The sequence below is a fragment of the Catalinimonas alkaloidigena genome (genome assembly GCF_029504655.1).
In the GTDB taxonomy this organism is placed as follows: Bacteria; Bacteroidota; Bacteroidia; order Cytophagales; family Cyclobacteriaceae; genus Catalinimonas; species Catalinimonas alkaloidigena.
Window position 1 is genome coordinate 5,280,263 of sequence record NZ_JAQFIL010000001.1, and the last position, 26,115, is coordinate 5,306,377.

The following is a 26,115-nucleotide window of genomic DNA, read 5'->3' on the forward strand; positions in this document are numbered from 1 at the left end:
ATGTACCACTATGAGCCAAACTATTTACTGGATAACAACCATATTTTTATTTGTAGCAGGTGTATACCTGCTGGCTGTGATGGAACGTTGGATAACCTACGGCAGATTTGACCTGCTGGCTCCTTTCAAAAGATCCTTGGCGCTACTGGGACAAGAATCTGTTACTCCTCGCAAAATGGATAAAGTATTTTATGAAACGGCCCCACTGCTGTTTATTGTAGCTACCTTGATGGCAGCTATGGTATTACCTTTTGGCAAAGGAAGCCCGGCAATAGATTTAGCTACTGGTGCTTTATTTATCAATGCAGCCCTGGCTTACATTATGGTATCTATATTGATGGCTGGCTGGGCACCTAACGGAGTATATGCTATGATTGGTGGATGGCGGTTTCTGGGACAACTTATTGCGTACTCTATGCCTATCGTGATGGCGATCACCGCCACGGTGATGCGGGCTGAATCTATGGCTTTGACTGAAATAGTAAATTCCCAACAAAGTTTATGGAACATCATCTATCAACCAGTGGGATTTTTGTTGTTCTATCTGTCAGCAATGGCTATGGCCTTTCTACCCCCTTTTGACTTGCCTACAGCTCCAGGAACCTTAGCCGGGGGAGTATGGGCTGAGTTTACAGCCGAACGCTTATTGGTTTTTCGCATAGGCAGGCTCGCTTTGATCATGACCTTATCTTTGGCTACTAATGTACTTTTTTTAGGCGGCTGGTATGGCCCCTGGCTGCCGGATTATCTCTGGACTTTTCTAAAAACATTAGCAGTAGCTGCTAGCTTTTTCGGGGTCAGCCGCTTTGCCGTACGCATCCGATACGATAGCCTGCTGGAATGGAGCTGGAAATTTGCCACTCCGGCCGCTTTATTTAATATTCTTTGGGTAGGTATACTTTTATTGTTATGAATGAAACACGTTTCATATTCCTGATATTTTTTGGCTTAGTGGCTATCTGGTTCGGCTGGCGTGTATTTATGACCAGCTCTATGGTACGCTCTGCCCTTTCCCTGCTGGCTTCTATGGTAGCCATCGGTGCGATGTTTTTTGCGATGGAAGCGGAGTTTCTGGGCGTACTCCAAATCATGATGATGGCTACGGAAATGAGCATCATGGCAATCTTTATGATGATGTATATGATGGACCCCGGTGGCCTGATGGGCATGGACATGAGCCATCAGAAATCAGCTTCCATCAGCGGTGGCATATTGGTAGGGGCATTTGCGATCGGGGTAGCAATGCTGACCAGTTGGGGAGGAATGGCTTTGGAAGCTCCCTTGCCTTCAAAGCAGAATCACGATTTGGGCATTGAAGTTATGAAGAGGTCAATGATGATTTTTGAATCAGCCGGAGTAAGCATATTGGTCGCTATGATTGCTGCCACAGCCACCGCTTTGCCTTACAAAAATAATCAATTGTAGGACTATGGAACTAAGCATTACATTAATTATAAGTGCCATATTGTTTGGCATAGGTCTATACGGAGCCTTGGGGCAGACCAACCTGGTCATGATCATGATGGGTGTAGAACTGATGCTGGGAGCAAGCATGCTCAATCTGGTGGCTTTCTGGCGATTCCTGCATCCTGAAACCTTCTCCCTACAAATGTTTGTGCTGGTGGTGATGACTGTCATGGCCCTGGAAGCAGCGGTAGGATTTGGGATTGCCACCCAGCGATTTCGTACTAAGGGTTCAATAGAATCTGAGGAAGCCAGCGACTTAAAAGGATAGCTATGATAGCAACACTAGTTTTAACTCCCTTCATCGCCTGCATAGGCATCTACCTGTTCAAAAGAAAAGCAGATGTAATCGCTTTGACAGGTGCACTACTAAGTCTGGTGGCAGCCTTCCTGCTGGTATTCAGGGTAAAGGGCGATAGTAGGGTCAAAGTAGAAATAGCCGGTTTGCCTGAGATGCCTTTTCTGCTGGAAGCTGACCAAAGTTCTGCTACACTTGCGGTGGTAGTCGCTGTCGTGGTTTTCTTCATTTTCCTCTACGCCAGAGGGTATATGGCAGCAGAAAAAGGAAAAGTGTGGTTCTGGGCAGGCATGTCTTTGTTTGTGGCTGCCATGCAACTGCTGGTGATGGCCGCTGACTGGATCTTGTTCATCACCGGCTGGGAAATCATGGGCTTTGCTTCCTATCTGTTAATAGGCACCTGGCACTGGGAAAAGCATGCACAAAAGAGTGCCAATAAAGCTTTTTTACTTACCCGCTTCACAGATCTGGGATTATACATAGGTATTTTTATTATCATTATCGACCAGGAAACTAGTCAGATTTCGGCAACACCCACACAGGGAATTTCTATACTAGGCGCTTTGGCCGTACTGCTGGCTGTAATGGGAAAGTCTGCCCAGGTACCTTTTCAGAGTTGGCTTTCCGGAGCCATGGCCGGCCCTACCCCTGTATCTGCTCTTCTGCACTCTGCCACTATGGTCGCTGCGGGAGCCATCCTGTTGCTCAGAGTTTATCCTCTGTTGCCAGAAAGTTCACTCATCTGGATAGGCTTCGTCGGTGGTATCACCATCCTATTGACCGGAATGACAGCTATTGTCTCAAGAGATGTTAAACAAATGCTGGCAGCCTCTACATCCAGTCAGTTAGGGTTCATGCTATTAGCGGTAGGCGCCGGATTTCCTGGCGCTGCTTTTGCACACCTGCTGGCACATGCTTTTATGAAAAGCAGCCTGTTTCTTGGATCTGGCATTTACCAGCATGCAAAAGATTCCACTTCTTTTGCCGATATCGCCGGTCTGGGGAAGAAACTTAAAATTTCATTTTTCGCCTTTGCTATAGCTGGAATTGCCCTGGCAGGTATTCCTCCTTTCATCGGCTACTGGTCCAAGGATGGTATACTAGCTGCAGGACTTCAAGCCTCAGTAACCGGATGGTATTTTCCGGTAGCCCTTATCGGGGCTTTCTTTACTGCCATCTATATGGGAAGAGCCATCCGAATTTTATGGGGAGATGCTCCTGAGCACGAAAAGAATGAACATTTTATTGAAAAGGTTAACTGGATGCGGGCGGGTTTGCTCGTGCTGGTATTGGTAGTGGCTATCGGAGGATTCTGGCTGGAGCCTTTGGTAAAATTTGCTGAATACAAAATTCCTAAAAATGAAATAGCCAAATATAGTGGATTAGCAGTGGCAATTGCTGGTTTGGCAGCAGGCTGGTTTTTGCATATGCACTCTCTTTTCGGGAAGTCAAGTAATTTTCTGGCCAGCCACTACCCATTGGCAGGGGGTTACCAGTCTATCATTGTAAAGCCTGTTCTCAAATTAGCATTCTGGACAGACCGGCTTGATCAGGTGATTCATGCTGCGGTGCTTAAGGCAGGAACTTCTTTTGCTACTATCTCCCACTTTACCCAGGAGATTGACCAGTTCTTTAGCAACCTCACAAACAAGGCCGGCAGCTTCAGCCTAAAATTGGGCGGCCTATCCCGTAAGCTGGAAGAAAGTGGCATAGAGCTCTGGATAGCTTCTCTTACCTCATCAGTTCAAGAACTGGGTAAGTACAGCAAACAAACCCAATCTGGTAGGGTGCACAAAGAGCTGGTGTGGTCAGTAGGCGGCATGTTGGTACTTATGATAATTCTCATTTTTTCAATGATATAAACTATGGAAGATTTTTCTTTTCCTATACTTTCTATCATCATCTTTCTCCCTCTTATCGGGGCACTGGTGGTGCTTTTTACCAAACCTGATCAGTCTAAACCTGCCTATGGAATCGGGATCACTTCTTCCGCACTTTCATTGCTAAGCGCTATCCTGTTATGGATCAGAGGTGTGGAAGGTAGCTTTTCACAAGTGGAAGAGCTTACCTGGATTCCTTCCCTGGGAGCAGCCTATCGGGTGGGCGTGGATGGCATCAGCTTTCCACTGGTGTTACTTACCACATTGCTGTTCTTAACCTCCCTTATTTTCTCCACCAAGATCAAAGAAAAGGCTCAAACCTATGTAGCCCTGGTATTACTGCTGGAAACTGCCTGTCTGGGCGTATTTTTATCGCTGGACCTGCTCCTTTTTTATGTTTTCTTTGAAATTACGCTGGTAGGTATGTACTTCATCATCGCAGGCTGGGGACATGAACATGCCAAGAAAGCGGCCCTGACCTTCTTTATTTATACCTTGGTAGGAAGCCTCTTCCTGCTACTGGCGCTGCTCTCCCTATACTTGCATGCTGATCCGCATACTTTTGACATGCGGGAGTTTATAGCTGCACCTGTGCTTAAGGGACTGGCGGCAGCGCTTACTTTCTGGGGATTTTTCCTGGCTTTTGCCATCAAAACACCGCTTTTCCCTTTTCATACCTGGTTGCCTACCGCCCACACTGAAGCCCCTGCTCCCGGTAGTGCTATCCTGGCCGGAGTTTTACTGAAGTTGGGGGCATATGGCTTTATCCGTTTCGCCCTACAAATGATGCCCGAAGCCTTTCGTGAATTTGCCCCCTTTGTGATGGTGATAGCAGTTATTTCAGCACTCTATGGTGCTTTTGTGGCCCTGGCACAGACAGACATCAAGCGGATGGTAGCTTATACGAGTGTAAATCACATGGGGTATCTTGTATTTGGAGTGGCGGTAGCGGCGGTGGCAGGAAACACTGCCCGAACACAAGCATTGGATGGTGCTGTGCTGCAAATGGTTAGTCATGGCGTAGTGACAGGAGCCCTTTTTCTCTTAGTGGGGTCTTTACAGGATAGGGTACAAACCCGTGAAATGGCTAATATCAGTGGCTTACTCCATACTGCCCCCGTACTGGGTGGGCTTTTTATTCTAGCCTCTTTTGCCTCACTTGGTCTTCCCGGACTGGCACACTTTCCAGCCGAGTTTCAGATTTTTCTGGGTGGATTTAGCGTATACCCCGTAGCTGTAGGTTTTATCGTCATCGGGCTGCTCATTACCTCCGGGCTTTACCTAAGGGCGATTCAAAAAGTATTTATGGGCAAAAAGCCTGAAGGGCTAACAAGTCGGGATGATTTACATGCTTATGAACTATGGGCACTTATCCCCCTAATACTATCTATTTTGACCCTTGGTCTTTTTCCTGAAATTCTGCTCTCAGTGATTCATGAAACCACAAAAATGCTTGGAATATGAGCCAGATGGCCAGAGACTTAATCCTGATCATGCCCCAGATCATCGTCCTGCTCACCGCAGTGGTAGCTTTGATATGGGAAATGTTCAGAAAACCTTTGGGCAGTCTCCTTGCTTTGGCGATTGGCATGTTAGCTGCTGCCGGTCTGAGCATTAGTAGGTTAGGGTTAGACACTACAGCTTTCTCCCAAACTTTCAGGATAGATGTGCTCAATCACTGGTCAGTCATCATCCTCTGCCCTGCCTCTGTTCTTTTCGCTTTGCTGGCTCGGAGAGAACTCCGAGGCACAGACCGTGAAGGAACCGTCTATAGTCTGCTGGGATTTTCTACGCTGGGTTCTCTCTTACTGGCAGGAAGCGGAGATGTGATGTTTATTGTACTAGGAATACTGATGAACAGCCTGAGCGGTTTTGCCCTGGCTGCCTATCCCAAAACCGACAAGGCTACCGAAGGCGCCATGAAATACTTTGTATACGGATCAGTGACGGGGGCGCTTATGATCTTTGGCTTAACTTACTGGGTTGGCATAAGTGGCAGCACTTTGCTTTCCGCTTTAAATGATTCAACTTTGCCTCCTTTGCCAATGATTTTTGGGTTGGTAACGCTAGTGGTAGGCATCAGCTATGCAGCCTCAATCTTTCCCTTTCATTTCTGGACTCCGGATACTTTTGAAGGAGCACCCGTTTCCATCGCAGCTTTTCTTTCTGTGATACCTAAAATAGGTGCCATTTATGCACTAGCTCAGGTAGCTCGTGAGATTCCGACAGAACTGTTGGACTGGCCTCTTATGCTTGCTATTCTTGCTGTGCTCTCCATGACATTTGGTAATGTGGTGGCTCTGTGGCAGCAAAATATCATCAGACTGCTTGCTTACTCTACTGTTGCCCAGGCAGGATATTTTTTGTTAGGCGTTGTAGCCATGCAGCAAAGCAGCTTGGCAGAACAGTCGCTGGTTATCTTTGGAATTGCCTATGCGGTGATGAATACCGGAGCTTTTGCCATTGTCTTAGCCAATGGTAATAAGATGGAAGACTTCAAGGGAGTTGGCAAATCATCTCCCTGGACTGGCGTAGCCATGACCATCTTTTTGTTTTCGCTGGTAGGTATTCCTCCCTTAGCAGGGTTTGCCGGTAAATTCCTGTTGTTTGGCGCAGCCATTGACAGCCAGTTTACCTGGCTCGCCATTGCTGCTATCCTGAATAGCGTAATCTCTTTGACAGTGTATCTGCGCATCATTGTGCCTATGTACTTTCAGCAGGATGCCTCCGATAAACATACAAATTCTCGGTTAGTGTCTTTTGTGTGGCTCTGTTGTCTGTTTTTTACTGTGGCAGTAGGACTTGGAATGCAGTTCTTCTTGTGAACTTTCAGAAAATGATCAGCATTACTAAAGTAGTATATTTTGTCGGCTTGAGGAAAATTTCGGAGAGGAATACACTTGGTTTTAGTACATAAAGGGTATCAATTCAAATACTTCTGACACTGTTCCATATTGTGTTATTTTATTTTTGTATAGGTTTAAATAAATAAACTCGGCAAGCAGATTAAGAAAAGCTCAAACTTTATGATAAAAATTAATGTCTAAAACATTTTCTAGGGGAGAGTGTCCCCCAACCAAATGCCATAATATCCGCTTTTATGATCAGTAATTGCACAGAATGTTCATCCAAATCCAAAGTATCTTGATATTTTCAACGGTTGGCATCATGGAGAACAACAACTCCTTTTTCACTTGGAATTTCTTTACATTTCTTCACACAATGAGTTCTGGCTCTCCCATCAATAATAATTGCAGATTAAAGTAGATAAGGTATTTGAAGAGCAAGCATACACTTTTAGGTTAGGTTTGAAGTTATTCGTTGATAATACTTGAGTTTCTTAACATAAACGGTAATTAAGTAACTTCAAAGATTTTACATCCATCTACTATACATTACACCGTAATATTGTCACGCATTTGCAGCGGTATTTTATCGCACTAATAGCGTACTTGGTATTTCAAAACTGACGATAAATAAATAAAAGCCCGGCATCCCATCGCATAAAGAGCCGGGCTTTTGCTTTTGATAACAGTATGGTAACCCTGCCTTAACTTTTCCTCTAATCTTTCTTTGTAGTATTGCAGTGTTGTATAACCATTATCAACAGCTCAAAGACCAAGAAGAGCAGCCGCATTGTGGCAACTCCGTTGTGGCTACCTTACTTTTTTCTTACCAGGTAAGTTTACCCAAGAACTGCGTAATGAAAAGTCCGCTATACTTGCGTTATTTACAGTATTATTCAATCTCGTAAGTTATACCATGATGAGCCTGGGGCCTGATTCTCTCCAGGCTTTTCTTTTACCCTATTATGGAAAAGAAACAATGACCTTGGAGGAATTCATGACCCTATCCATTGAATACCGTGCTCAGTCCCTCTAGGCTACTGGAAGTCACTCTTATAACACCCTTTGTATATCCTAAGGGTCATGAAACTTTTCTAAAAGCTGGTATGGAATGCGTTAAATTGTAGGTGTCTTCAGTAGAGAACATTTAAAATTTACCGTTATGAACCCTCAAGAACTCACCCAGAAGATTACTCAGAGGCTGGAACAATGGCAAAAAAGCACAGGAAAACCAGACTAGTGGATATCAATACGAAAAGAGCTTTACAGAACTGTGGCAGCAGTTGGGACAAGAGGTTTTTCAGCCATCTATGGGTGAAGCGGCATATGACAAGAACTAAAAAAATCAGGACAAGCTGGGGAGAGGTAGTAATAGACAAAGCACATCCTTTGGCTCAATGTCCTAACGGTTTTCGTATCTCGAGTCATTTACAAGAAATTATCGCTTGAGTCCGCTCATCGGGAGGTAATCCAGCATAGACTCAAAAGATCCGGACAGAGATGGTCTAAATCGGGTGCTCAGCAGATCGCTCAACTTCGGGTTGCCAAAAAAAGCAATCAATGGCAAAAGGTTATTAATATTGCTCAATTTGGCAGAATAGCAACCTGACTTAGAAAAGTTTCATGCACCCGGACAATCAGCGCTATGAAATCCTTAAATATGCTGATGTCAAAAAACTTTCCATTGATACCTGGATAGAGGAAACTGTCAGTGGCTCCAAAAAAGTAGAGCAAAGAAAATTGGGTCCTTATTTGAACAAGATGCAAAGTGCTTACTTACTGATTGTTTCTGAGCTTTCCCGTCTAGGCCGTAACCTTATGGAAGTCATGAGTATCCTTCATACCTGTATGGAGAAAGAAATCAAAGTTTTTACAGTGAAGGAGAAATATGAGTTGGGCAACAACATCAATTCCTAAGTGCTGGCTTTTGCCTTCAGTTTATCACCTGATATTGAAAGCCAACTCATCAGTCAACGCACCAAAGAGGCTTTAGCACGAAAAAAAAGCGAAGGTAAAAAACTAGGCCTTCCTATGAGTGGCCTGTCAAAAGAAACCAAACTTACTGGTAAAGAGCAGCAAATAATAAAGCTCCTGGATAAAAAGTTCATCTACAGTGCGGTTGGACGAATCTTTGGAGTACACCGAGTGACTGTTAAAAACTTCATAGATGGTCGGGAATTGGACAAAGTCATTTAGCATTGACAACAGCCTAAAAGCTACACCATATGCGAAATATCGGAGGCAAAAGTGGGATAAGCATAGACCATGTTTTTTACATCCTTCGTGGTCATCTTTGCTTTGATAACCATCGCAAACAAATTGATGACTTCCTCCACTTGTGGCCCCACCAGATGCGCCCCTAAGAGCGTGTCGTTGTCTTGATCTACGATTGTTTTAAACGCATAGGTCTTTTCGTTCAAACGCCGGGCATTATACCAATTAGGCACGATATTTTTATTGACCTTGTAGTTCTTACCCTGCTGTTGGGCCTGCTCTTCGGTCAATCCCACTGAGGCCATGGCCGGAATGGTGAAAACCACGGTTGGCATTTCTCTATAATCTGGGGTTTTAGTATTCCCTCGCAAAATGTTGCTAGCAACAATATGCCCTTCCATGACGGCCACCGGCGTTAAAGGCAACCCGCTCGTATCGGCTGTATCCCCTGCCGCATAGACATGAGGATTGGATACACTTTGCAAATACTCATTGACCTCTACGCCTTTTTTACTAAATGCCACGTTACCTTTGGCAAGATCAAGCGCATCTATCTCAGGTACCCGCCCAGCCGCTTTGATCACTAAACCAGATGGTACTGCCACCTTTCCTTCCGAATTGCTGCCATGTACAACGAAGCCTTGTCCGCTCTGAGTGATTTCCTGCGCTTCTGTTTCTAATAACAAATTGATACCTAAATCTTTGGATGCTTTGACAATCTCAGAAACCATCCCTTGTTCAAAATTCTCTAAAGGATATTCTCCCCGGTGCAAAATGTTCACTTTCGCCCCGGCTATAACTGCTAAGTGGGCAAACTCAAAGGCGATATACCCCCCACCGATAAATGTGATTTCGTCGGGTAGCTCAGAGAGGTTCAAAAAATCTGTACTGGTCAGCGCATGTTCTTCCCCCGGAATGTTGAGCGTTAAGGGTTTGGCACCCGTAGAAATAACGAACTTTTCAGCCTGTACTTCTTGATCACCAATTCGCAGGGTTTGTTCACCCGTGAATTGCGCCGGGGCATGAAAGGTATCAATGCCCATCTTCCGGTAATTCTTTTCTATGTTTTCCGGCACTGGCTCCGTGAAGGTTTCTTTGAACTTCATCAGCTCCGCCCACTGAATGCCAAGATCACCCGACAATCCCTTTCCCGAAAGCTTTTGGGCATAGTCTACAATTTCAGCGACTCCTAACAATACCTTTTTGGGGTCACAGCCCCGTAGGGCACAGGTGCCCCCGTAAGGACGGGAATCCGTTACGGCCACACGCTTATTTTTACTGGCGCATTTTTGGGCAATCGTCATTCCGGCCATACCGGAACCAATCACCATTACATCATAGGTTTTCATAGGGTAAGTTCCTTTAAAAGATTAAAAAAAATTAACGGCAACAATCCGTATTCCCGCCTTCCTGTATAGGGGGGCAGGCAACCGTTCCATAAGAACAATACACGCAGCAATCTCCCTCTTTGGGCTTCACGACTTTTCCGCAGGCTTCACACTCATAAAAATACTGACAAGCATCGGTGGGCATCGTTTCTTCTTTCTGATACCCACAGTGGGGACAGGTAAGGGTCGATTGTAAGATAATCTCTTGTTCCATGCTTATTGCGGTTGACTTACTTTATATCCGGTTTCTTCTTCAATGGCTTGTCCTATCTCTTCAATATCGACTAGACTCGGATCAAATTTGACTTGGGCAATGCCTTGCTCATAATAGGCATTCGCTTCTATTACTCCATTCAGTTGTAGGGCCGTATGCTTTACATGCTCCTCGCAGCCGGTACAGGTCATACCCTGCACTGCGAATTGCGTTTCTTGTAAATCAGATGGCTGAACGATCACGGCTTGATGTTCCGTCTGAGGAAAAAAGACATCGGCATAAGAAGGAAAGAAGAGCAGTGCCCCGGCTACGACGGTAACGATAGCCAGAAACTTTTTGGATTGCCAAAAACTCGGTGGCTCATCATCTTCGCAGGCACAAGCAATTTCTTCGGCGCTCCGGGGCTTGAGTTGTTGATACCAGGCAAACCCCAATACAAGAACAGTAAGCCCAATCAGATACGGGCGAAAAGGTTCAAGCCACGAAAAGGTGGCCGCTACGCCACTGGCTCCAGCTACAAAAGCCAGTACCGGGGTGATACAGCAAAGCGAAGCAGTAATGGCAGTCAATATCCCTAAACTCGCGGCAGAATTTTTAGACGTCTTCATGATACAGTGATAGTTTTATTGTCGGTAATCATGGCAAAAAAGGGACGAAAGAGTTGCGCGTATTCCGGGGCAAGACGATAGAAAATAGTTTGTCCTATTTTCTTGGTTTGGACGATGTTCCCATCTTTAAGCTTTCGAAGGTGCTGAGAGACGGCAGATATCTTCATACCCAAAATATCGCTCAAGTCACAAACGCATAGCTCAGCTTCCTCATCTAATAGAAACAAGATTTTCAATCGCACTTCGTTACCAGCTAGGCCTAAAGCGTTGGATAAGCCAGCCACCGAAGGGCTAACTTGTTCTACGCGTTGCTGACAACGCGCAATTTGCTGTTGATCAGCAAATACCCGGATACATTGATTTTCTTTCATATCACCAATATAGCTAACTTTAATACTTTAGCAAATACTTAAATACACAACACATAATTTGCTGAAAGGTTTCTTCACCATTTAGATCAGTGTCTTGTAGCGGTTCAACTTGACAACAAATCTATAATCCTATTGAGAATTCTGTCCCTTTATGTAGAGCAACCCATTATTGTGTGTGTCTTGCCTCTCCTAAAAAGGTCTCTTTCTAACACCTCCCCTCCTACTCTATTTCATGCCTGTTCATTGGATCTCTTTTTAATATTCTAGTACCAAAATCCGGTACGACATTCATAGTGCTAAAAGGTAGATATGATTTTGGCTTTTGATTCACTTAAAGTTTGAAGTGGTGGAAATTAATTTTTTCATTGCTGCCAAATTGACTTGAAAAAATTATAGAAAAAACCTCCGTTTAATTGGTAATGATAATTTAATGAAAATCACTTACTTTAAAGTGTTTATTATTATAAATAAATATTCATCTTTGGGTTTTCTTCTAATTACTAAGAAATGAGCCAAAATATCGCATCAAGAACTGTTGCTTACCTTCGCGTCTCTACTATAGATCAGGATTTGGAAAAAAACAAAGCTGATATCCTTCACCTGGCCAATGAGAAAAATTTGGGAAGGGTAGAATTTATGCAGGAGAAGGTTTCCGGTAAAGTCTCCTGGAAGTTGAGAAGAATTGGTCAACTCATTGAAGAGCTCGATAAGGGTGATGTTATTCTGCTAAGTGAATTTTCCCGTTTAGGACGGAGCATGCTGGAATGCATGGAGATCATCTCTATTGCCATGCAAAAAGGAATCAAGATTTACACCGTCAAAGGTAACTGGCAATTGGATAATACTATTCAAAGTAAAGTCATGGCAATGGTCTTTTCTATGGCTTCCGAAATAGAGCGGGACCTCATTAGTAAGCGTACTCGTGAATCACTCAAAGCCAAAAGACTAGCCGGCGTAAAGCTCGGCAGACCTAAGGGACCAGGGAAAAGTAAACTGGATGCCTACCGTCCTGAAATTGAAGCCCTTCTATCCAATGGCTCTACCCAAAAGTTTATCGCTAATCGCTACAAGGTCACCGAAGCCACTTTGTCCAATTGGATCAAAAAGAACAACATTAAGAAAGCTAGCCAATAGGCAAATTAGCGATGAAAAAAAGCGGCAATATAATTCTGAAATTCACAGGTTAATGAAGAATTAAACTTTAAGACCCCAATATTATATGCTTATTGGATATGCCAGAATCTCTACTCATGACCAGAACCTCAACCTGCAAAAAGATGCTTTACAAAAAGCAGGATGCGAACGCATCTTTGAAGATACCATTTACGGTGCCATAGCTGAACGGCCAGGTCTTGCTAAATTGAAAGAGCAGCTCAGATCAGGAGATACTTTGGTAGTCTGGAGACTAGATCGTTTAGGAAGGACCTTGAGGAATCTCATTGAGTGGGTTACCTGGTTAGAGAGTGAAGGGTATCCGTCCGGTAAAGTAGCCTTGCTTACAGACAGGTGTTCTTTCTAATATAGCAGGAAAAAGATTTATGCGTACATCAGCAGAAATGTTTCCTGTGGTAGAGGAGTGGCTACAGAGTGGATTGACCCAAAAAGAATATAGTCAGCGTCATCAACTAGCCCTTCATATCCTGCCTTACTGGTAGGTAGATATCGGAAAGAAAAAGCAGGCCTATCAGAGCAAGTCTCTCTACCCTCATCTGGTCACTTTATACCGGTATCTAGTGATAAGGAGATGATCAGCGGTATGGAGGTCGTCTTACCTACCGGAGTGGTAATCCGTTTTGCCAGTCCGGTACCGGTAAGCTATCTTCAGCAAGTGCTCAAGGTATGTTCGGCCTGAGCCAACGGCAGCAATTCTTTTTGTTTAGCCAGGCTGTGGACATGCGGAAAGGGTTTGACGGGCTAAGTGGCATAGTGCAGCAGCAGATGGGCAGAGATGTCTGCTCAGGTGACGTATACATATTCTTAGGTAAGCGGCTGGACAGGATGAAGCTTTTGGTCTGGGAGTCTAGTGGTTTTGTGCTGTATTATAAAAGATTAGAGGCCGGAACCTTCAAGCTGCCAAAGGTACAGGATCACTCCATTAGCCTTACCTACAGTGAATTATCTCTACTACTTGAGGGATTAGAAGTGGAAGTAAAGTACAGACGGAAACGCTACTCTAAAACATTTGAAAAAGTATAATACAAGCTTGCTGGTGAAAGATTCTGTCGATATATTTCGGTATGTCAAGCTCTTCACTCCAGGATGAACTAGCCCTACTTCAGCAGGAAAAGCAGCGTCTGTTAGCAGAGAATCAACTGCTCAAAGATGAGCTTGCTGAACTCAAACGGCTCATATTTGGCAGTAAAAGAGAACGCTTTGTGCCTGCCCAAAAAGATGATGCTCAACTGAGTCTGGAATTAGCCACAGAGACTACTGATGAAGAGCAGGCAGTAGTCAAACAGACTGTAAGCTACCAACGTGCTGTAAAGCAGGCGGGCAAGAAGCCAGTACGTCAGAGTTTCCCGGATCATCTGCCTCGCATAGATGTAGTGTTGGAGCCTGAGGAGGATGTCTCCACTATGCGTAAGATTGGCGAAGAAGTAACGGAAGAGTTAGATCTTGAGCCTGCCCGTCTGTTTGTGCGCAGGTACATCCGCCCCAGATATGTATGTGCAGAGGAGAGTTTTCATATAGCTGAGCTACCAGCCAGGCCCATAGAGAAAGGCATACCAGGACCTGGACTGCTGGCACAGATCATTGTAGATAAGTTCGTCTATCACCTACCTTTCTATCGCCAAGCACAGAGATACGAAAGAATGGGCATGAAGATTCCGTCCAGCACTTTGAATAGCTGGCTACCTGCTGCCTGTAATCTATTAGAACCTCTTTATCTGGCACTCAAGTTTGAGGTACTCAAATCTACCTACTTACAGGCTGACGAGACTCCGATTCCGGTGCTGGATAAACAGAAAAAGAAGACCCACCAAGGCTACCATTGGGTGTACCATGCTCCAGAAAAGAAGCTGGTACTCTTTGATTACCAGAAAGGTAGAAACAGAGAGGGACCTAAGCAAATGCTCAAAGATTATCAGGGGTACCTTCAAACTGACGGATACCAGGCTTACGAGCAGTTCGAGGACAGAGAGAATATTATCCTGGTGGGATGTCTTGCTCATGCTCGCAGGTATTTTGAGCATGCTAAGGACAGTGATCCGGTAAGATCAGAGCAGGTACTGCTTTTGATCCAGCAACTATATGCAGTTGAGAGAGAAGCCAGGGAGCAAAATCTTGATCCAGAAGATCGCTACTCTCTGAGACAAGAAAAATCTGTCCCTGTCATGGATGCCTTAGGTCAGTGGTTGGTCAATGAGTATCCTACAGTATTACCCAAGAGTAAAATTGGAAAGGCCTTCTACTACCTCATTGCTCGCTACAACAAAATTTACATCTACCTTCAGGATGGCAGGTTGGAAGTAGATAACAACCTCATCGAGAATAGTATTAGACCAGTGGCGCTAGGTCGCAAGAACTACCTCTTTGCTGGCAGTCATTCCGGTGCAGAAAAAGCTGCTATAGTGTATAGCCTGCTTGGTAGTTGCAAACTCCAGAACATTAATCCTTATGATTATCTCCAGGATGTGCTGAAAAGATTACCAGAGCATCCCGTCAACCAGCTCCATGAATTACTACCACCAAACTGGAAACCTGCTAAGGTAAATACCGAGGTGAAAATTTAATAGGCTACTTCACGGGACGGATACAGTGAAGGTATCTCTTTTAAGAGTTTGCAGGAATCTATTGATACCACGACTTCCGAAGGAAAGTTGATTTTTCATATGTTCGGAGCTTTGGCAGAATTTGAAAGGAACCTGATCCGGGAAAGAACTCAAGCTGGCTTATTGTCAGCCAGAGCCCGTGGCAGACTGGGTGGCCGCCCTCCTGCCCTGGATAAAAAGAAACAGAAGCTAATTGTCAAACTTTACCACGATAAAGACCATACCATTGCTGAAATCCTGGAGATGTTCCACATCTCTAAACCTACGCTTTACAAGATCGTTCGTGAGAATCCTCCTGAAAAGGAGAATTCTTAAAAGCTTGAATGTATCTTGATCCCTTTTTATCACACAGAATCTTAGTTGTTGTGCCTAGTACTATTTCTTTTATTCAACAGGATGAGTAAATAGTTTTTTCCACTAAAGTCATATGTTGAATCCATTTCATTTGAAATTTTTAGTATCGTTTTCCATCCTTTCTTTACCAAACTCTCTAACCTGTTTTGATTTGCAGTGCCAGTTCCAAATTTAATATCATTGTCATACTGGAAAGCAATTCTTGTCCAATCTAGTTTATTTCCAATTCCATTTCCTTGAAAGGATGGGTGTACAACTTGTCTTGAATATAAAAGAAATGGTCTTTCAAGAGGCCATTCATTATATGCGCTAAAAATTTTTGGGTATATAATATTTTCAAATGATTGAAGTATTGTTAAACGTGCAGCTCCAATTATTTTTTTCTTTGGGTCAATGCACACAAAATGAATACTCTCGTCATCCAAACTGTCGGAGTAACCTTCTGGATATTTATTAAAGTTAATAGTTTTAACCTCATCATTATTCTCCCACGCCAAACATCTTAACTCAAAGATTTCTTTAAGTCTTTGCCGGTCGTTAAGAATTTTGATTTCATAGTCCATAAATTAATGCCAACGGTCTCGGGTATGAAATGTAGAACATTTAGGAGATGCGTACTTATCCTATTAAGTCAAAGCTTGCTAAAAATCCGATAGAACTAGTCTTTCAAATATGCTTATAAATAATTTCACCGTTACCCAGTTCCCAATTTCCTGTATAATTCTCTGAATTTATTAAGCCTGAACTTTTGAATCCATCAGAATTCAATTTATGCCAAAGTCTTTTTGATTGAATATGAGTCCATCCCAAAATCATTTTAGCTCCTAGTTCTTTGCTTTTCTTATATCTAATTTTATCAAATTCTTGGCTAAATCCCTGACCATGATATTTAGGAAGAACGATTAATTTCCCTAAATGTCCAACAGGCCACTTAAAAGAAATATTTCTGCTCTCATAAACTTCGTAATCAGGTATTTCTTTTAACTCATGACAAATTTTTAGCCTAGCTCCACCAATAATTTCGTTTTCATTTCTCATGATATAATGATATGCATCTGGACTATAGTCATGCGTTTCTATCATGCCATGTGGGTAATTTCTTGAATCGACTTTACTTATATTTTCCCAGCAGAGAACACGCATTTTGAATATTTGAATCAATTCTTTGAAGTTATCTGTCTGGTATAGTTTAGTATTCACAATAGTACTGGATTATCATTGCTTCCATTGAATTTGAGAATTTGTGGACTATAATACTCTAACTCACTGTTTTCTACATTGTGGAAGGCGCATATAATGACTTTATCGCCCTTTTGAAATTGTCGGGCAGACGGTCCGTTTAGACAAATAGTTTGACTATTTTCTTCTCCCCTAATAACATAGGTTTCTATTCGAACGGCATTACTTTGGTTTATTACCAATACCTTTTCCCATTCATTCAAACCAACTTTCTTCATAAATTCTGAATCAATCGTTATTGAACCTTCATATAGTAAATTGGCATCTGTTACGATAGCATTGTGAAGTTTACATTTTAGTACAGTTGTCTCTTTCATTTTGATTTTTATTAATAATTAACTCTAACAACCGAAGCTAGCTGCTGGACTGAGTTGTGGGCGATTTTCTTTCAAATAATCAATTTTACCGCTTGGCGTAACTAGCTTTTCGACTCAATTTTAGAGGTCTTACATCCGCTTTTTGTTAAACTAAACCTGCGGTATTCTCTTGCGGTTACCTGCAGTTTTTATTTATTAAACATCCAACCTATCATTTCACGGCTGTATTTTTCTCCAGTAATTTTCTCATGTTGTACAAAATTATGCGGAAGATTTACCTCTAAAACATAGGCTTCCTTATTTTTTCTATCAACGATTATGTCTATTCCTGCAAAATTTAAATTTGAGGCGTGGGCTGCTTTAATGGCAATTTCGTTAATCTTGCTTCCTAGCTCAACCTTTCGTACCGACTTACTGTACCCATCACTTCTGAATTCTTGCTCTTTTATTGGTCTTGTAATTGAATACAGGACTTTATCTCCTAGAACAGTTACTCTCTCGCAAGAATTTGATTTAATAAATTGCTTTATTTGAAAATCTTCATTTTTCTTAACCAGAAAATCTGTTATACTAAACAAGCTAGAATAACTATCAATTCTAATTACACCCACTCCGCTTACACCACCATAAGTTTTTACTATCAACGGGAATCCATCCAAAAAATCAACATACTTATTTAGGAGATTTCTATTATTTGTCCCCTTATATATGGTTTTAGGAGTGGGAATGTTTTTCTTTTGTAATTCAATAGTAAGAATATTACTATCATCTTTTTGACTAAGCACCTCATAGTTCCGATAGAAAGTTTTAACGTTTTCATTTAGCATTAATCTTTCTGTAATGAAACTTCCCCTTGCACAATTATATAAACCGTCATTAGAATTAGGAATAGGTAAAGTTGAAAAATCTACGAAATCCTCATCAATTTCAACAAACTCTATGGAGTGGAAATTGCACCCCCCCTTTAAACTGTCTAATCTTTCTTTTAAATCAAGACTATCTGTATAAACACTGTTATATATACAAAAAAACCTACTCATTTCCTTTGCTATATTTCAATATAAAGATAACTATCAAGCCCGATGTAACAATTCCTAGACCTTGGCCTAAGATAATTGTGTAGTCTATTACTGGGAACCCATGAATAATCCAAAGGACATAAGTTGTAAATACCAAAAGCCATTGAGTTAAGGAAACACTTATTGAGTTTTGTTCTCTATAAATTCGTTTAATCTGGCTAGGTGCTCCTATCAGTTTGAATGCAAGATCTTGAAATGACAGTTAGGGTAGATATTATTGCTTCAAAACTCATTTTTTAAAGTTTTTATTATAATGTCTACTGGATGCTTTTTAGATAATTCATGATATTTTATTTCAGTTTTTCCGTACACTCTAAAACCTAATTTATTTGTCATTAACTCCGTCCTAGTATTTGATAATCCGATTATCCAATTGATACTTTTGATTTTACAGTAGTTAATGACAAACTCATCAATTTTCTTTGAGATGCCATACCCTTTCTCATTAACAACTAAACGACTATAATATCCCAAAGGGCCTTCCCTAGGTAATTGTACATGATTAATTAGAGAGAAAAATGGAAGACTTTTAGTTTTTTCATAAAAGTTAAGTCTTGCAGAAGCTATTATTTTCTTCTTTCCATCGTGAACTATAATATGGTGTCCTGATGAATCCAAATTATCTGACCAGCCATTAGGAAATAGGTTTTTATTTACTATTTCATGAAATGGAGATTTTTCCCAAACCTCGACCCGTAAATCGAATATTTCCTGAAGTTGATTAATGTCATTTGTTATAATTGGTTCAAAGTCCATTTTTGGTTGTCTAAATTCTATGTAACGTCAAGGGTGAGCCGATCGGCCGGGCTTGTTTAAGTTGATTTTTCAATTTACAATTTTCGTGCTTGGCGAAACTAACGCTCATGCTAAATAATGCTAGGCTGTCGGCTGCAATTTGTGTGTGCCTTGAATGGTAAATATAGTTCTTTAAAAGGATGTCCCAAAGGGTGAAAGTTCTGGTGTAATATTCATCAGGAAATAGTACAGTAGGCGGGGGAGTCATTTCCCCAAGCTAAGCAAGTGGCAAGGTGGTTTGGAGTAATCCATGCACTGAAGTAAGCCAGACTGCGGTGTCTGTACTGAAGAACATGAACCACATAAGGAGGCTATTAGGTCGGATGAGGTAGCACATCATACTGAAGTCCAACACCTCGTAAGAGGACAGCACCAAAATAGTAGATGTGGCAGCGATAGACATAAGGATATTCATCTTACCAAGGGAGGCCTTAACTGCCTAATTTAGGTAGTTGAGGAGTCAGCAGAGGTCATAGTAGTCACTGGGAACGAGCTGTAAGAGCTACAGAGGTCTCACAAGGTGATGAAGGACTGAACGTTAAATTCGTCCCAAATGCTACCGGGAGGTTCACAGATTAAGAGTCTGCCAGCCCGGTGATAGGTGGGACAGGAAAAGTTAAGTAGTAAAGGATGATTGAAAAGGTTATTGACCGCAAGAACATACGGAAAGCATACCTCCAAGTCAGAGCTAATAAAGGCTCCGCAGGCGTGGATGGCATGACTGTGAATGATCTTACTGAGTTCCTAAGGGAACATCGAGACAGAATATCCACAGCCATATGTAGCGGTAAATACCTTCCTCAACCTATCCTGGGGGTAGAAATTCCCAAAAGCAACGGAAAACGTCTCTTAGGCGTGCCAACTGTCGTCGACCGCGTGCTACAACAGGCGGTTAGCCAGGTGATAAGTCCGAAGTTCGAGCTACAGTTCAAAGAACATAGCTATGGATTCAGGCCTAATCGTAACGCCTTACAGGCGGTAAAGCAATCGCAGAAGTACATCAATGAAGGTCACCAGCATATTGTTGATATAGACCTCAAAAGCTTCTTTGACGAGGTTGATCATTGTCTGCTTCTACAGCTTGTTTATCGCAAGGTAAAATGTCCACTCACGATGCGCCTGATCCGCAAGTGGCTAAGGGCTCCCATTCAAATTAATGGAAGATTAGTCAAGCGCAGAAAAGGCGTTCCACAGGGCAGCCCGCTCTCTCCAATCCTATCCAACATCATGCTTCATGAATTGGACAAGGAAACGGAGAAAAGAGGGCTTAAGTATGTCCGCTATGCAGATGACTTTAGTATTTATACAAAAAGTCAGTCGGAAGCTCGGCAAGTAGGAAACAGTATTTTCTTGTTCCTCAGGGACAAGCTAAAACTGCCTATCAACCGGCAGAAAAGTGGCATACGCAGACATGTGAACTTTGAGATACTAGGCTACAAGTTTGTACCAGTATTTGAGAAAGGAGTGAAAGGACAATACCAACTTACGGTAAGTGATAAAAGTTGGAAGTCTCTGAAAAGAGAACTGAAAGCTATCACCAAGAAAACCATTCCGAGTTCTCTATCCGAACGCTTAGCCAAAATCAAACAAGTACAGAGAGGCTGGCTCAATTATTTCCGATTGGGAAATATTCACGGTCGTCTCAAGTACCTAGATGGCTGGCTAAGGAGTAGAATCAGGTGTTGTATCTGGCATGATTGGAAGAAGCCTGAAAGGAAAAGGAAGAACCTAATCCGACTGGGACTCCGATATGGTCAAGCATACTCCTGGAGCAGAACAAGAATGGGAAGTTGGGCAGTAGCATTAAGCCCTATCTTGAGTACTACGGTCACAAAGGCCAGGCTCAAAAGAAGAGGCTTTGAACCTTTGCTGGATTATTACCTAAAGATTACCCAGAAATTTAACGAACCGTCCGGCGTGGAGCGCTCAGTACGAGACCCGTACGCTGAGTGGTGTGAGAGGCGCACTGGCAGTCAATTGACTGTCAGCCGTCTACTCGATTAGCAAGTGTTTAATGATTTTTGAATTCTACTTCTCCTTCCCAAAAGCACGCTACTAAATAGTCTTGATACGGATCACCCCCAGATTTATTGAAACACCATTGCCAATCCACTATATCTTCATTAGTCGGAATCAATAAATTACTTCCATTTTCAAATTCAATGGTCAAGTTGTATCGGTCATCAAGCTTCAATCCTATTACAACTTTTCTCATATTAGCGGCTACAATAGCACTCTTAGCAATATTTTCTTTGTCAACAGTATCTTTTGAATATTCATAGTTATTCAAAATCCATTGATTTAAAATTTCTTCATCTTCAGAAATTATATTCTGTGCAACTAGCCAGTACTTTCCGAAATATATTTCCCAAGTATCGCCTACACTAAAGCGAGAAATAAATGCTCCCAATAGTTCTTTTTCTAAAATTTCTTTTGGATTCATTTTTCAATTCTGACTAACGTAAATTCACCATGTTGAAAATCAGGTAGTTACTAATCCTAATTCTTCATTAGTCAAACCGAATTTATCAATTTGTTTTCTAATTCTCTTGACCAACCCCAGCTTTCTTTTTTGATCCAGATAAAGATATCCTTCCGGATTGACATAAGGCACCCCCTTAACCACCATATTCCAGATAATTACTGCTAGTTTCCTGGCTGTAGCACTAATAGCTGAAACTCGTCCTTTTCTGAAGTTAATGCGCTGAAAAAAGTCTCTCAATGGTGTGGAGTCTTTCAGGTTTCCTATGGCATTAGCTGCATTCCGCAGGGCTATTTTCAGTCTGTTACTTCCTTTAGGTACTTTGCTGGATAGCAACTTGCCTCCGCTTACTTTATTATTGGGTGCTAACCGAAGCCATGATGCGAAGTGCTTGGCCGTTTTGAATTTTTTGATCCCTTCAACGCCCACTTCGCTCATCAGGGACAGTACAGTAGAAAAGCTCATACCTTCTATAGCCAGTAAATCCGTACCCTCAAACATCTGGTAGGATTTTAGATTCAAGTCAATGTCCTTCGGGGTGTTTTTGTTAATCCTTTTGTGAGGTTTGGGTTCTATGTAGTGCTGTCTTTTGTTGTTATCATTGCCTATGATCTCTTCCAACTTCGCTGCTATCTTTTTATCACATTCTTCAATCTTAAGTTGAAGATGATCATACATGTCCAATTCCTGCTGAAGTGCAAAAAGATAGTCCTGTCTGCCATTGGACTGGAGTGCCCTGGCAATTTCCTCTTCACTTTTCCTGCAATTACCATGACGTAAGGAGGAAAGCTTTGCAGGATCTGTTTCTCCAGCACAGACGGAGCGGATAATCAGCAGACCTGTAAGACCGCATATATCCTTCACTACCACATCAAGTCTGAGATTGAGCAATCTCAAGTACTTCTGCATCTTCTTGGAGGTAGATGCTGCTGAATGAAGTAAATTGGAACGATGGCGACAATAGGTTCTGAGTTCTTCAGTCTGACCATCTGGAAGAAAACTGCTGGTGAGTAACCCCAATGTATGAAGCTTCTGTATCCATCGCCGGGCGACCCCGTGGCAGTCTTTGATATCAGTTTTTTTTCCTTTGATGTTCTTTGTGAATTTTCCGTTGCATAGAATGACATGAAAACCTTTTGAAATGAGCACTGCATACAGATTTTGCCAATACGTGCCGGTGCTTTCCATAGCGACAGTGCTAATGTGTCTTTCATTTAACCAATCTACCATAGCGAAAAGATCTTGATTATAGACCCCAAATTCCCGAACATCTTGCTCGGATTGACCAACAGCCACCCAGTGAGATCGGCTGCCCACGTCAATGCCCGCAGCCTGGGGATTGACGACTTCCATTGAAATTGATTCCTGTTCCATGATATAGTATTTTTTTAGCTCTAAGGAGATGTGCTTTTGGCAAAGAAAATATTCTGAACGGGGTTCCCGAATACTCAGGACCGCCACTGGAGTCATCGCATACACCTCAACCAGAATGCACCTCGTGCTTAATTGCAACACTTAGAAAATCGGCCTTACATAGAGCTTCATTAAATTTAATAAAAGCTAAGGAAATGTAGCCCATCGTTAGCTTGAGGAGTCAATCTTTTTAATATAGGAGGAATGCCTGCTAACGACAAGGCTAGCCATCATACCGGGCCTTATGGGCGCATTTATTTCAAATTACAATTTCCTACCGCTTGAGCAACCAAACGATCATGCTATCATTTCCGCCCGGTTGGGGCTAGGTGATGTTGAACTAAACCTACGGTAGCCTTTAGCAGCAGGGTTTTTCATGATATTCTTATCTTGATGAAGGTAATTTAAACCATTTATATCATGAAAAAAAACACATCGCGCCAAGGGTGAAACCCTTGTAGAAAGAACATGCCGTGAGGTTCCTGATTTTCTCCCATTCTATCAGAAACTAGAAAGAAGTCTCTCAGTTGCTGGCTACAGCCAGAGTACATTGACAAATTACTCGCGTTGTCTGGCCCAGATGGCCCAGTATTACAACACTAATCCAGTTCTGCTGGATGAAGAACAAGTGTTAGACTATTTGCATTACCTTAAACAGCAGAAGAAAACACCATCTGAGAGTTTTTTTAAGCATACCGTCTATGGCCTGAGGTATGTTTACCGGATGGAAGGTCTCAAAGAAAAGCGTGTTGTACTTCCTTCCATTGAACAACCTAAAGATTTACCGGTCATCCTGAGTAAGGAGGAGATGCGAAGGTTGCTACTGGCACCCAACCTGATGCGCCACCGGCTCATCATCGGTATGCTTTACAGTTGTGGGCTACGCTGCTTTGAGCTTTGTGGACTCCATATCAAAGATGTAGACTTTGATCGGCTGGCAGTACATGTCAGACGTGGGAAAGGGCGCAAGGATCGCTACCTGCCTTTGAGTAAGCACCTGGCCAGAGGACTGCAGATTTATCTCAAAAATGAGAATCCTCATCAGTGGCTCTTCAACGGTAAAGAAGAAGACGGTCAGAAAATGCCCCTTTCCCAGAAAGGAATATGGTGGGTAGTAAGCCATGCCCGTAAAAAAGCTGGATTGGCAAAAGAAGTCACCACCCATATGCTTCGGCATACTTATGCCACACACCTACTTGAAGACGGATTAGACATCCTGAGCATCAAAGAACTACTGGGACATGCACACATAGAGACGACATTGATATACCTGCACGTCTCTCAAATGGGAAGGCGAAAGCCATTCAGTCCTATGGATACGCTTTATCCGGATAAGTAGTGCGTCCCAGGCATGAAGTAGCCGATGTGCTGAACAGGAACAGGCATCGGCTCGGTAGCTACTGTAGTAACAGTTGGCAGGTAAGGACACTGCATGCCCTAAGAAAATGTAGGACTGCTGATCTTGGAGGACATATAGATCAGTGCGATAGCTGTGGCAATCTGTCTATCAGCTACAACAGTTGCAGAAACAGGCATTGCCCTAAATGCCAGGGGGAACAGAGAGAAGCATGGATACAGGCTAGAGAATCCGAGCTTCTGCCTGTGCCTTACTTCCATCTGGTCTTTACCCTGCCTGAACAGGTCAATCCTCTGTGTCTGTATGCTCCTGCCAAGGTATATGCTTTGCTGTTCAGTACAGCCTGGTCAGTGATGCAAAGCTTTGCCAAAGATGCCAAGCACCTGGGGGCCAAGCCAGCTATGATTGCTGTACTCCACACCTGGGGCCAGAACCTCTCTCTTCACCCGCACTTACATTGCATCGTTCCTGGAGGTGGCGTGACCAAGCAAGGTAAATGGAAACCTGCTCGGAATAAAGGTAAGTTCCTTTTCCCAGTGAAGGCTATGAGCAAGGTCTTCCGGGCCAGGTTCGTGGCTGGCTTGAGAAGAGAGTTTCCAGAGCAGGAAAAGACCTTCTTTGCCAATTTATTTAAAAAAGAGTGGGTGGTGTATGCTAAGCGCCCTTTCCAACATCCTAAAGCCGTGGTAGAATATCTGGGGCGCTACACTCATAAGATCGCCATTAGCAATCATAGACTTATCGGCCTGGATAACGGCCAGGTTACTTTCAGCTATAAGGACTACCGGAAAGGAGCGCAGAAAATGCAGATGAGCCTTACTGACAAAGAGTTCATCAGAAGGTTCAGCCAGCATATCCTGCCCAGAGGCTTTGTGAGAATCAGGCACTACGGCTTCCTATCCAGTAGTTGGAAACCTGAAAAGCTATCTAGTCTCCAGCAGATGCTTGGTCTAAGCGTTGCTCCTGATGATCAGAAGGAATTGGTATCTCACCGTAAGTGCTGTGCCTGTGGCAACGGTACACTGCAAACGGTGAGCATGTTCTATGGCAGAGCGCCTCCAAAAATATGGCTGGAACGGATCGCAAACCAGAAGAGCAGTCAGTAAAAAAACTCCATTCTAGGGCGTAATGGGAGAGCTATGCCCTATCCGGTATAAAGTGCTGCTTTTTCCTGACTTTGGATAGTCGATTTTCTAGTTTGGCCGATAGAGATGGCGCTCCACTAACTCGGAAACAAAAAAGGAGGTTTACTACCTTCTCAATACACTCCTCGCAAACCCTACCTAATCCCCATAATAACATCCTCGAGCAGGTTCAGTCAACATAGGATTCATGTTGGGCCGTTCCGGCCACACGAATCCTTAATTGTTAGGGCACGTGTTTATTTTTCCATTCTAAAGCGATCTTATCCTCACTCTCAGATGGAAACATAATCAAATATCCATCCTGTTCTTCAATTTCAATAGTATTAAGTTGGTGTCGCACTGAATCTACTATCACATTTTTTTCTTCTATTAATCCGTAGGTTAAATTATCTCCACCTTCGCAGCTTGTATCAATATGTAAGCTCTTGGGTTCATATTTAACCTCATAGGAAAGTTTACCATGCTCATCAAAGTATTGCCATTCACCAATCTTGTAATGGTAAAACTGTGTGCAGGGACCTCCCATACAACAATTTACATACTCACCCATTTTATATCCACCAATTCCCTTAAGCGATCCATTTGAATTATACTCAGTCCAAGTACCAGTTTTATAATTACTTATCTGTCCTTGTGAATCAATGGCAAATTGTCCAATTCCTTTAATTGATCCATCGGAATAAAATATAGTATCTACTTGAGTCTTTTTTGGATAACCATGCTTCAAATCCCCAAAATCATGTTCATTAAAAACGAATGCCCGTTTAGTAGTGCAGCCAATGCTTAAAAGCACTATGAGGATAAGATTTAGTTTCATTTTTTCAATGTGCCCTAACGGGCCGCATGCAGCGGATGGCCCGGCTTTGTTTGCGTTTATC

At 42.7% G+C, this 26,115-nt stretch carries 31 protein-coding genes and 1 pseudogene; 19 read left to right on the forward strand and 13 right to left on the reverse strand.

The window, feature by feature from the left end:
* Positions 1-10: 10 nt before the first annotated feature.
* The 9 genes from OKW21_RS21605 (at position 11) to OKW21_RS21645 (ending at position 8,684) form a co-directional block, all read left to right on the forward strand.
* Positions 11-913 (forward strand): complex I subunit 1 family protein, encoded by a 903-nt coding sequence (locus tag OKW21_RS21605; protein ID WP_277483332.1) that lies wholly within the window; start codon positions 11-13, stop codon positions 911-913.
* Positions 910-1,425: an NADH-quinone oxidoreductase subunit J family protein gene (locus OKW21_RS21610; protein WP_277483335.1), complete on the forward strand. Its 516-nt coding sequence runs from the start codon at positions 910-912 to the stop codon at positions 1,423-1,425. Before OKW21_RS21605 ends, OKW21_RS21610 begins: the two co-directional genes overlap by 4 nt.
* 4 nt (positions 1,426-1,429) lie before the next feature.
* Entirely contained in the window at positions 1,430-1,735 is a 306-nt protein-coding gene (gene nuoK / locus OKW21_RS21615) for an NADH-quinone oxidoreductase subunit NuoK (RefSeq protein ID WP_277483338.1), read from the forward strand.
* 2 nt (positions 1,736-1,737) lie between these two features.
* Positions 1,738-3,624, forward strand: coding sequence for an NADH-quinone oxidoreductase subunit 5 family protein (locus OKW21_RS21620; RefSeq protein WP_277483340.1), 1,887 nt, complete (start codon positions 1,738-1,740; stop codon positions 3,622-3,624).
* 3 nt (positions 3,625-3,627) lie between these two features.
* Positions 3,628-5,106, forward strand: a complete 1,479-nt coding sequence (locus OKW21_RS21625) for a complex I subunit 4 family protein (RefSeq protein WP_277483342.1) — start codon at positions 3,628-3,630, stop codon at positions 5,104-5,106.
* Entirely contained in the window at positions 5,103-6,467 is a 1,365-nt protein-coding gene (locus OKW21_RS21630) for an NADH-quinone oxidoreductase subunit N (protein ID WP_277483345.1), read from the forward strand. Before OKW21_RS21625 ends, OKW21_RS21630 begins: the two co-directional genes overlap by 4 nt.
* Before the next feature lie 1,230 nt (positions 6,468-7,697).
* On the forward strand, positions 7,698-7,937 hold the full coding sequence (locus OKW21_RS21635; protein WP_277483348.1) for a hypothetical protein: 240 nt from the start codon (positions 7,698-7,700) through the stop codon (positions 7,935-7,937).
* A 174-nt stretch (positions 7,938-8,111) separates the two neighbouring features.
* On the forward strand, positions 8,112-8,405 hold the full coding sequence (locus OKW21_RS21640) for a recombinase family protein (RefSeq protein WP_277483351.1): 294 nt from the start codon (positions 8,112-8,114) through the stop codon (positions 8,403-8,405).
* On the forward strand, positions 8,406-8,684 hold the full coding sequence (locus OKW21_RS21645) for a hypothetical protein (protein WP_277483353.1): 279 nt from the start codon (positions 8,406-8,408) through the stop codon (positions 8,682-8,684).
* 20 nt (positions 8,685-8,704) lie between these two features.
* On the opposite strand, the gene OKW21_RS21650 is transcribed toward OKW21_RS21645, so the two are convergent.
* Genes OKW21_RS21650 through OKW21_RS21665 form a run of 4 tightly spaced genes read right to left on the reverse strand, consistent with a single transcriptional unit; the run spans position 8,705 to position 11,283 of the window.
* A complete protein-coding gene (locus OKW21_RS21650; protein WP_277483356.1) occupies positions 8,705-10,051 on the reverse strand; it encodes a dihydrolipoyl dehydrogenase family protein in 1,347 nt (448 codons plus the stop codon).
* A gap of 31 nt (positions 10,052-10,082) precedes the next feature.
* On the reverse strand, positions 10,083-10,304 hold the full coding sequence (locus OKW21_RS21655; protein ID WP_277483359.1) for a GDCCVxC domain-containing (seleno)protein: 222 nt from the start codon (positions 10,302-10,304) through the stop codon (positions 10,083-10,085).
* Between the two features lie 2 nt (positions 10,305-10,306).
* The gene (gene merTP, locus OKW21_RS21660; protein WP_277483360.1) at positions 10,307-10,912 is read right to left on the reverse strand and encodes a mercuric transport protein MerTP; all 606 of its coding nucleotides are present in this window, start codon (positions 10,910-10,912) and stop codon (positions 10,307-10,309) included.
* Positions 10,909-11,283 carry an ArsR/SmtB family transcription factor gene (locus tag OKW21_RS21665; protein WP_277483362.1) on the reverse strand — a complete coding sequence of 125 codons (375 nt, stop codon included), beginning with the start codon at positions 11,281-11,283 and terminating at the stop codon, positions 10,909-10,911. Before OKW21_RS21665 ends, merTP begins: the two co-directional genes overlap by 4 nt.
* Positions 11,284-11,790: 507 nt before the next feature.
* On the opposite strand from OKW21_RS21665, the gene OKW21_RS21670 reads away from it, so the two are divergent.
* The 6 genes from OKW21_RS21670 (at position 11,791) to OKW21_RS21690 (ending at position 15,371) form a co-directional block, all read left to right on the forward strand.
* On the forward strand, positions 11,791-12,417 hold the full coding sequence (locus tag OKW21_RS21670) for a recombinase family protein (protein ID WP_277483366.1): 627 nt from the start codon (positions 11,791-11,793) through the stop codon (positions 12,415-12,417).
* Positions 12,418-12,502: 85 nt separating this feature from the next.
* A complete protein-coding gene (locus OKW21_RS21675) occupies positions 12,503-12,802 on the forward strand; it encodes a recombinase family protein (RefSeq protein ID WP_477099978.1) in 300 nt (99 codons plus the stop codon).
* A gap of 19 nt (positions 12,803-12,821) precedes the next feature.
* Positions 12,822-12,938, forward strand: a complete 117-nt coding sequence (gene tnpA / locus OKW21_RS32800) for an IS66 family insertion sequence element accessory protein TnpA (protein ID WP_420870119.1) — start codon at positions 12,822-12,824, stop codon at positions 12,936-12,938.
* Positions 12,939-13,122: 184 nt separating this feature from the next.
* Positions 13,123-13,479: an IS66 family insertion sequence element accessory protein TnpB gene (tnpB, locus tag OKW21_RS21680; RefSeq protein ID WP_277483369.1), complete on the forward strand. Its 357-nt coding sequence runs from the start codon at positions 13,123-13,125 to the stop codon at positions 13,477-13,479.
* A 41-nt stretch (positions 13,480-13,520) separates the two neighbouring features.
* On the forward strand, positions 13,521-15,017 hold the full coding sequence (gene tnpC / locus OKW21_RS21685) for an IS66 family transposase (RefSeq protein ID WP_277483376.1): 1,497 nt from the start codon (positions 13,521-13,523) through the stop codon (positions 15,015-15,017).
* Positions 15,018-15,065: 48 nt separating this feature from the next.
* Positions 15,066-15,371, forward strand: coding sequence for a recombinase family protein (locus tag OKW21_RS21690; protein ID WP_420870120.1), 306 nt, complete (start codon positions 15,066-15,068; stop codon positions 15,369-15,371).
* A 41-nt stretch (positions 15,372-15,412) separates the two neighbouring features.
* On the opposite strand, the gene OKW21_RS21695 is transcribed toward OKW21_RS21690, so the two are convergent.
* From OKW21_RS21695 to OKW21_RS21720, 6 genes are all read right to left on the reverse strand, one after another.
* Entirely contained in the window at positions 15,413-15,973 is a 561-nt protein-coding gene (locus OKW21_RS21695) for a GNAT family N-acetyltransferase (RefSeq protein WP_277483380.1), read from the reverse strand.
* A 103-nt stretch (positions 15,974-16,076) separates the two neighbouring features.
* Positions 16,077-16,610: a GNAT family N-acetyltransferase gene (locus OKW21_RS21700; protein ID WP_277483383.1), complete on the reverse strand. Its 534-nt coding sequence runs from the start codon at positions 16,608-16,610 to the stop codon at positions 16,077-16,079.
* Positions 16,607-16,966: an aspartate 1-decarboxylase gene (gene panD / locus OKW21_RS21705; RefSeq protein ID WP_277483386.1), complete on the reverse strand. Its 360-nt coding sequence runs from the start codon at positions 16,964-16,966 to the stop codon at positions 16,607-16,609. The genes OKW21_RS21700 and panD overlap by 4 nt, the downstream gene beginning before the upstream one ends.
* A gap of 188 nt (positions 16,967-17,154) precedes the next feature.
* Positions 17,155-18,006 (reverse strand): ATP-grasp domain-containing protein, encoded by an 852-nt coding sequence (locus tag OKW21_RS21710; RefSeq protein WP_277483388.1) that lies wholly within the window; start codon positions 18,004-18,006, stop codon positions 17,155-17,157.
* Positions 18,007-18,267: 261 nt separating this feature from the next.
* Positions 18,268-18,801 carry a hypothetical protein gene (locus OKW21_RS21715; protein WP_277483390.1) on the reverse strand — a complete coding sequence of 178 codons (534 nt, stop codon included), beginning with the start codon at positions 18,799-18,801 and terminating at the stop codon, positions 18,268-18,270.
* Positions 18,802-19,057: 256 nt separating this feature from the next.
* The gene (locus OKW21_RS21720) at positions 19,058-19,255 is read right to left on the reverse strand and encodes a hypothetical protein (protein ID WP_277483392.1); all 198 of its coding nucleotides are present in this window, start codon (positions 19,253-19,255) and stop codon (positions 19,058-19,060) included.
* 215 nt (positions 19,256-19,470) lie between these two features.
* On the opposite strand from OKW21_RS21720, the gene ltrA reads away from it, so the two are divergent.
* Positions 19,471-20,844, forward strand: coding sequence for a group II intron reverse transcriptase/maturase (ltrA, locus tag OKW21_RS21725; protein ID WP_277483394.1), 1,374 nt, complete (start codon positions 19,471-19,473; stop codon positions 20,842-20,844).
* A gap of 7 nt (positions 20,845-20,851) precedes the next feature.
* Here the strand turns inward: ltrA and OKW21_RS21730 are convergent, their stop codons facing one another.
* Together OKW21_RS21730 and OKW21_RS21735 are read right to left on the reverse strand one after the other, a co-directional pair.
* Positions 20,852-21,283 (reverse strand): hypothetical protein, encoded by a 432-nt coding sequence (locus tag OKW21_RS21730; RefSeq protein WP_277483397.1) that lies wholly within the window; start codon positions 21,281-21,283, stop codon positions 20,852-20,854.
* Positions 21,284-21,322: 39 nt separating this feature from the next.
* Complete coding sequence (locus OKW21_RS21735) at positions 21,323-22,696, reverse strand: IS110 family RNA-guided transposase (RefSeq protein WP_277483401.1); 1,374 nt, start codon at positions 22,694-22,696, stop codon at positions 21,323-21,325.
* Between the two features lie 547 nt (positions 22,697-23,243).
* Between OKW21_RS21735 and OKW21_RS21740 the strand changes: the two are divergent.
* The 3 genes and pseudogenes from OKW21_RS21740 to OKW21_RS21750 all read left to right on the forward strand — a co-directional run.
* Positions 23,244-23,447 (forward strand): annotated as a pseudogene (locus tag OKW21_RS21740) (phage integrase N-terminal SAM-like domain-containing protein); the annotation flags it as partial.
* 12 nt (positions 23,448-23,459) lie between these two features.
* Positions 23,460-24,074 carry a tyrosine-type recombinase/integrase gene (locus tag OKW21_RS21745; protein WP_277487759.1) on the forward strand — a complete coding sequence of 205 codons (615 nt, stop codon included), beginning with the start codon at positions 23,460-23,462 and terminating at the stop codon, positions 24,072-24,074.
* Positions 24,074-25,198 (forward strand): IS91 family transposase, encoded by a 1,125-nt coding sequence (locus OKW21_RS21750; RefSeq protein ID WP_277483403.1) that lies wholly within the window; start codon positions 24,074-24,076, stop codon positions 25,196-25,198. The genes OKW21_RS21745 and OKW21_RS21750 overlap by 1 nt, the downstream gene beginning before the upstream one ends.
* 262 nt (positions 25,199-25,460) lie before the next feature.
* Here the strand turns inward: OKW21_RS21750 and OKW21_RS21755 are convergent, their stop codons facing one another.
* Positions 25,461-26,054 carry a toxin-antitoxin system YwqK family antitoxin gene (locus OKW21_RS21755; protein WP_277483406.1) on the reverse strand — a complete coding sequence of 198 codons (594 nt, stop codon included), beginning with the start codon at positions 26,052-26,054 and terminating at the stop codon, positions 25,461-25,463.
* Between the last annotated feature and the right edge of the window lie 61 nt (positions 26,055-26,115).

Bases quoted from the DNA above. Each gene is read 5' to 3' on its own strand.
- OKW21_RS21605 (WP_277483332.1), top strand. From the start codon at position 11: ATGAGCCAAACTATTTACTGGATAACAACCATATTTTTATTTGTAGCA.
- OKW21_RS21610 (WP_277483335.1), top strand. From the start codon at position 910: ATGAATGAAACACGTTTCATATTCCTGATATTTTTTGGCTTAGTGGCT.
- nuoK (WP_277483338.1), top strand. From the start codon at position 1,430: ATGGAACTAAGCATTACATTAATTATAAGTGCCATATTGTTTGGCATA.
- OKW21_RS21620 (WP_277483340.1), top strand. From the start codon at position 1,738: ATGATAGCAACACTAGTTTTAACTCCCTTCATCGCCTGCATAGGCATC.
- OKW21_RS21625 (WP_277483342.1), top strand. From the start codon at position 3,628: ATGGAAGATTTTTCTTTTCCTATACTTTCTATCATCATCTTTCTCCCT.
- OKW21_RS21630 (WP_277483345.1), top strand. From the start codon at position 5,103: ATGAGCCAGATGGCCAGAGACTTAATCCTGATCATGCCCCAGATCATC.
- OKW21_RS21635 (WP_277483348.1), top strand. From the start codon at position 7,698: ATGGCAAAAAAGCACAGGAAAACCAGACTAGTGGATATCAATACGAAA.
- OKW21_RS21640 (WP_277483351.1), top strand. From the start codon at position 8,112: ATGCACCCGGACAATCAGCGCTATGAAATCCTTAAATATGCTGATGTC.
- OKW21_RS21650 (WP_277483356.1), bottom strand. From the start codon at position 10,051: ATGAAAACCTATGATGTAATGGTGATTGGTTCCGGTATGGCCGGAATG.
- OKW21_RS21655 (WP_277483359.1), bottom strand. From the start codon at position 10,304: ATGGAACAAGAGATTATCTTACAATCGACCCTTACCTGTCCCCACTGT.
- merTP (WP_277483360.1), bottom strand. From the start codon at position 10,912: ATGAAGACGTCTAAAAATTCTGCCGCGAGTTTAGGGATATTGACTGCC.
- OKW21_RS21665 (WP_277483362.1), bottom strand. From the start codon at position 11,283: ATGAAAGAAAATCAATGTATCCGGGTATTTGCTGATCAACAGCAAATT.
- OKW21_RS21670 (WP_277483366.1), top strand. From the start codon at position 11,791: ATGAGCCAAAATATCGCATCAAGAACTGTTGCTTACCTTCGCGTCTCT.
- OKW21_RS21675 (WP_477099978.1), top strand. From the start codon at position 12,503: ATGCTTATTGGATATGCCAGAATCTCTACTCATGACCAGAACCTCAAC.
- tnpA (WP_420870119.1), top strand. From the start codon at position 12,822: ATGCGTACATCAGCAGAAATGTTTCCTGTGGTAGAGGAGTGGCTACAG.
- tnpB (WP_277483369.1), top strand. From the start codon at position 13,123: ATGTTCGGCCTGAGCCAACGGCAGCAATTCTTTTTGTTTAGCCAGGCT.
- tnpC (WP_277483376.1), top strand. From the start codon at position 13,521: ATGTCAAGCTCTTCACTCCAGGATGAACTAGCCCTACTTCAGCAGGAA.
- OKW21_RS21695 (WP_277483380.1), bottom strand. From the start codon at position 15,973: ATGGACTATGAAATCAAAATTCTTAACGACCGGCAAAGACTTAAAGAA.
- panD (WP_277483386.1), bottom strand. From the start codon at position 16,966: ATGAAAGAGACAACTGTACTAAAATGTAAACTTCACAATGCTATCGTA.
- OKW21_RS21710 (WP_277483388.1), bottom strand. From the start codon at position 18,006: ATGAGTAGGTTTTTTTGTATATATAACAGTGTTTATACAGATAGTCTT.
- OKW21_RS21715 (WP_277483390.1), bottom strand. From the start codon at position 18,801: ATGGACTTTGAACCAATTATAACAAATGACATTAATCAACTTCAGGAA.
- OKW21_RS21720 (WP_277483392.1), bottom strand. From the start codon at position 19,255: ATGAATATCCTTATGTCTATCGCTGCCACATCTACTATTTTGGTGCTG.
- ltrA (WP_277483394.1), top strand. From the start codon at position 19,471: ATGATTGAAAAGGTTATTGACCGCAAGAACATACGGAAAGCATACCTC.
- OKW21_RS21730 (WP_277483397.1), bottom strand. From the start codon at position 21,283: ATGAATCCAAAAGAAATTTTAGAAAAAGAACTATTGGGAGCATTTATT.
- OKW21_RS21735 (WP_277483401.1), bottom strand. From the start codon at position 22,696: ATGGAACAGGAATCAATTTCAATGGAAGTCGTCAATCCCCAGGCTGCG.
- OKW21_RS21745 (WP_277487759.1), top strand. From the start codon at position 23,460: ATGGAAGGTCTCAAAGAAAAGCGTGTTGTACTTCCTTCCATTGAACAA.
- OKW21_RS21755 (WP_277483406.1), bottom strand. From the start codon at position 26,054: ATGAAACTAAATCTTATCCTCATAGTGCTTTTAAGCATTGGCTGCACT.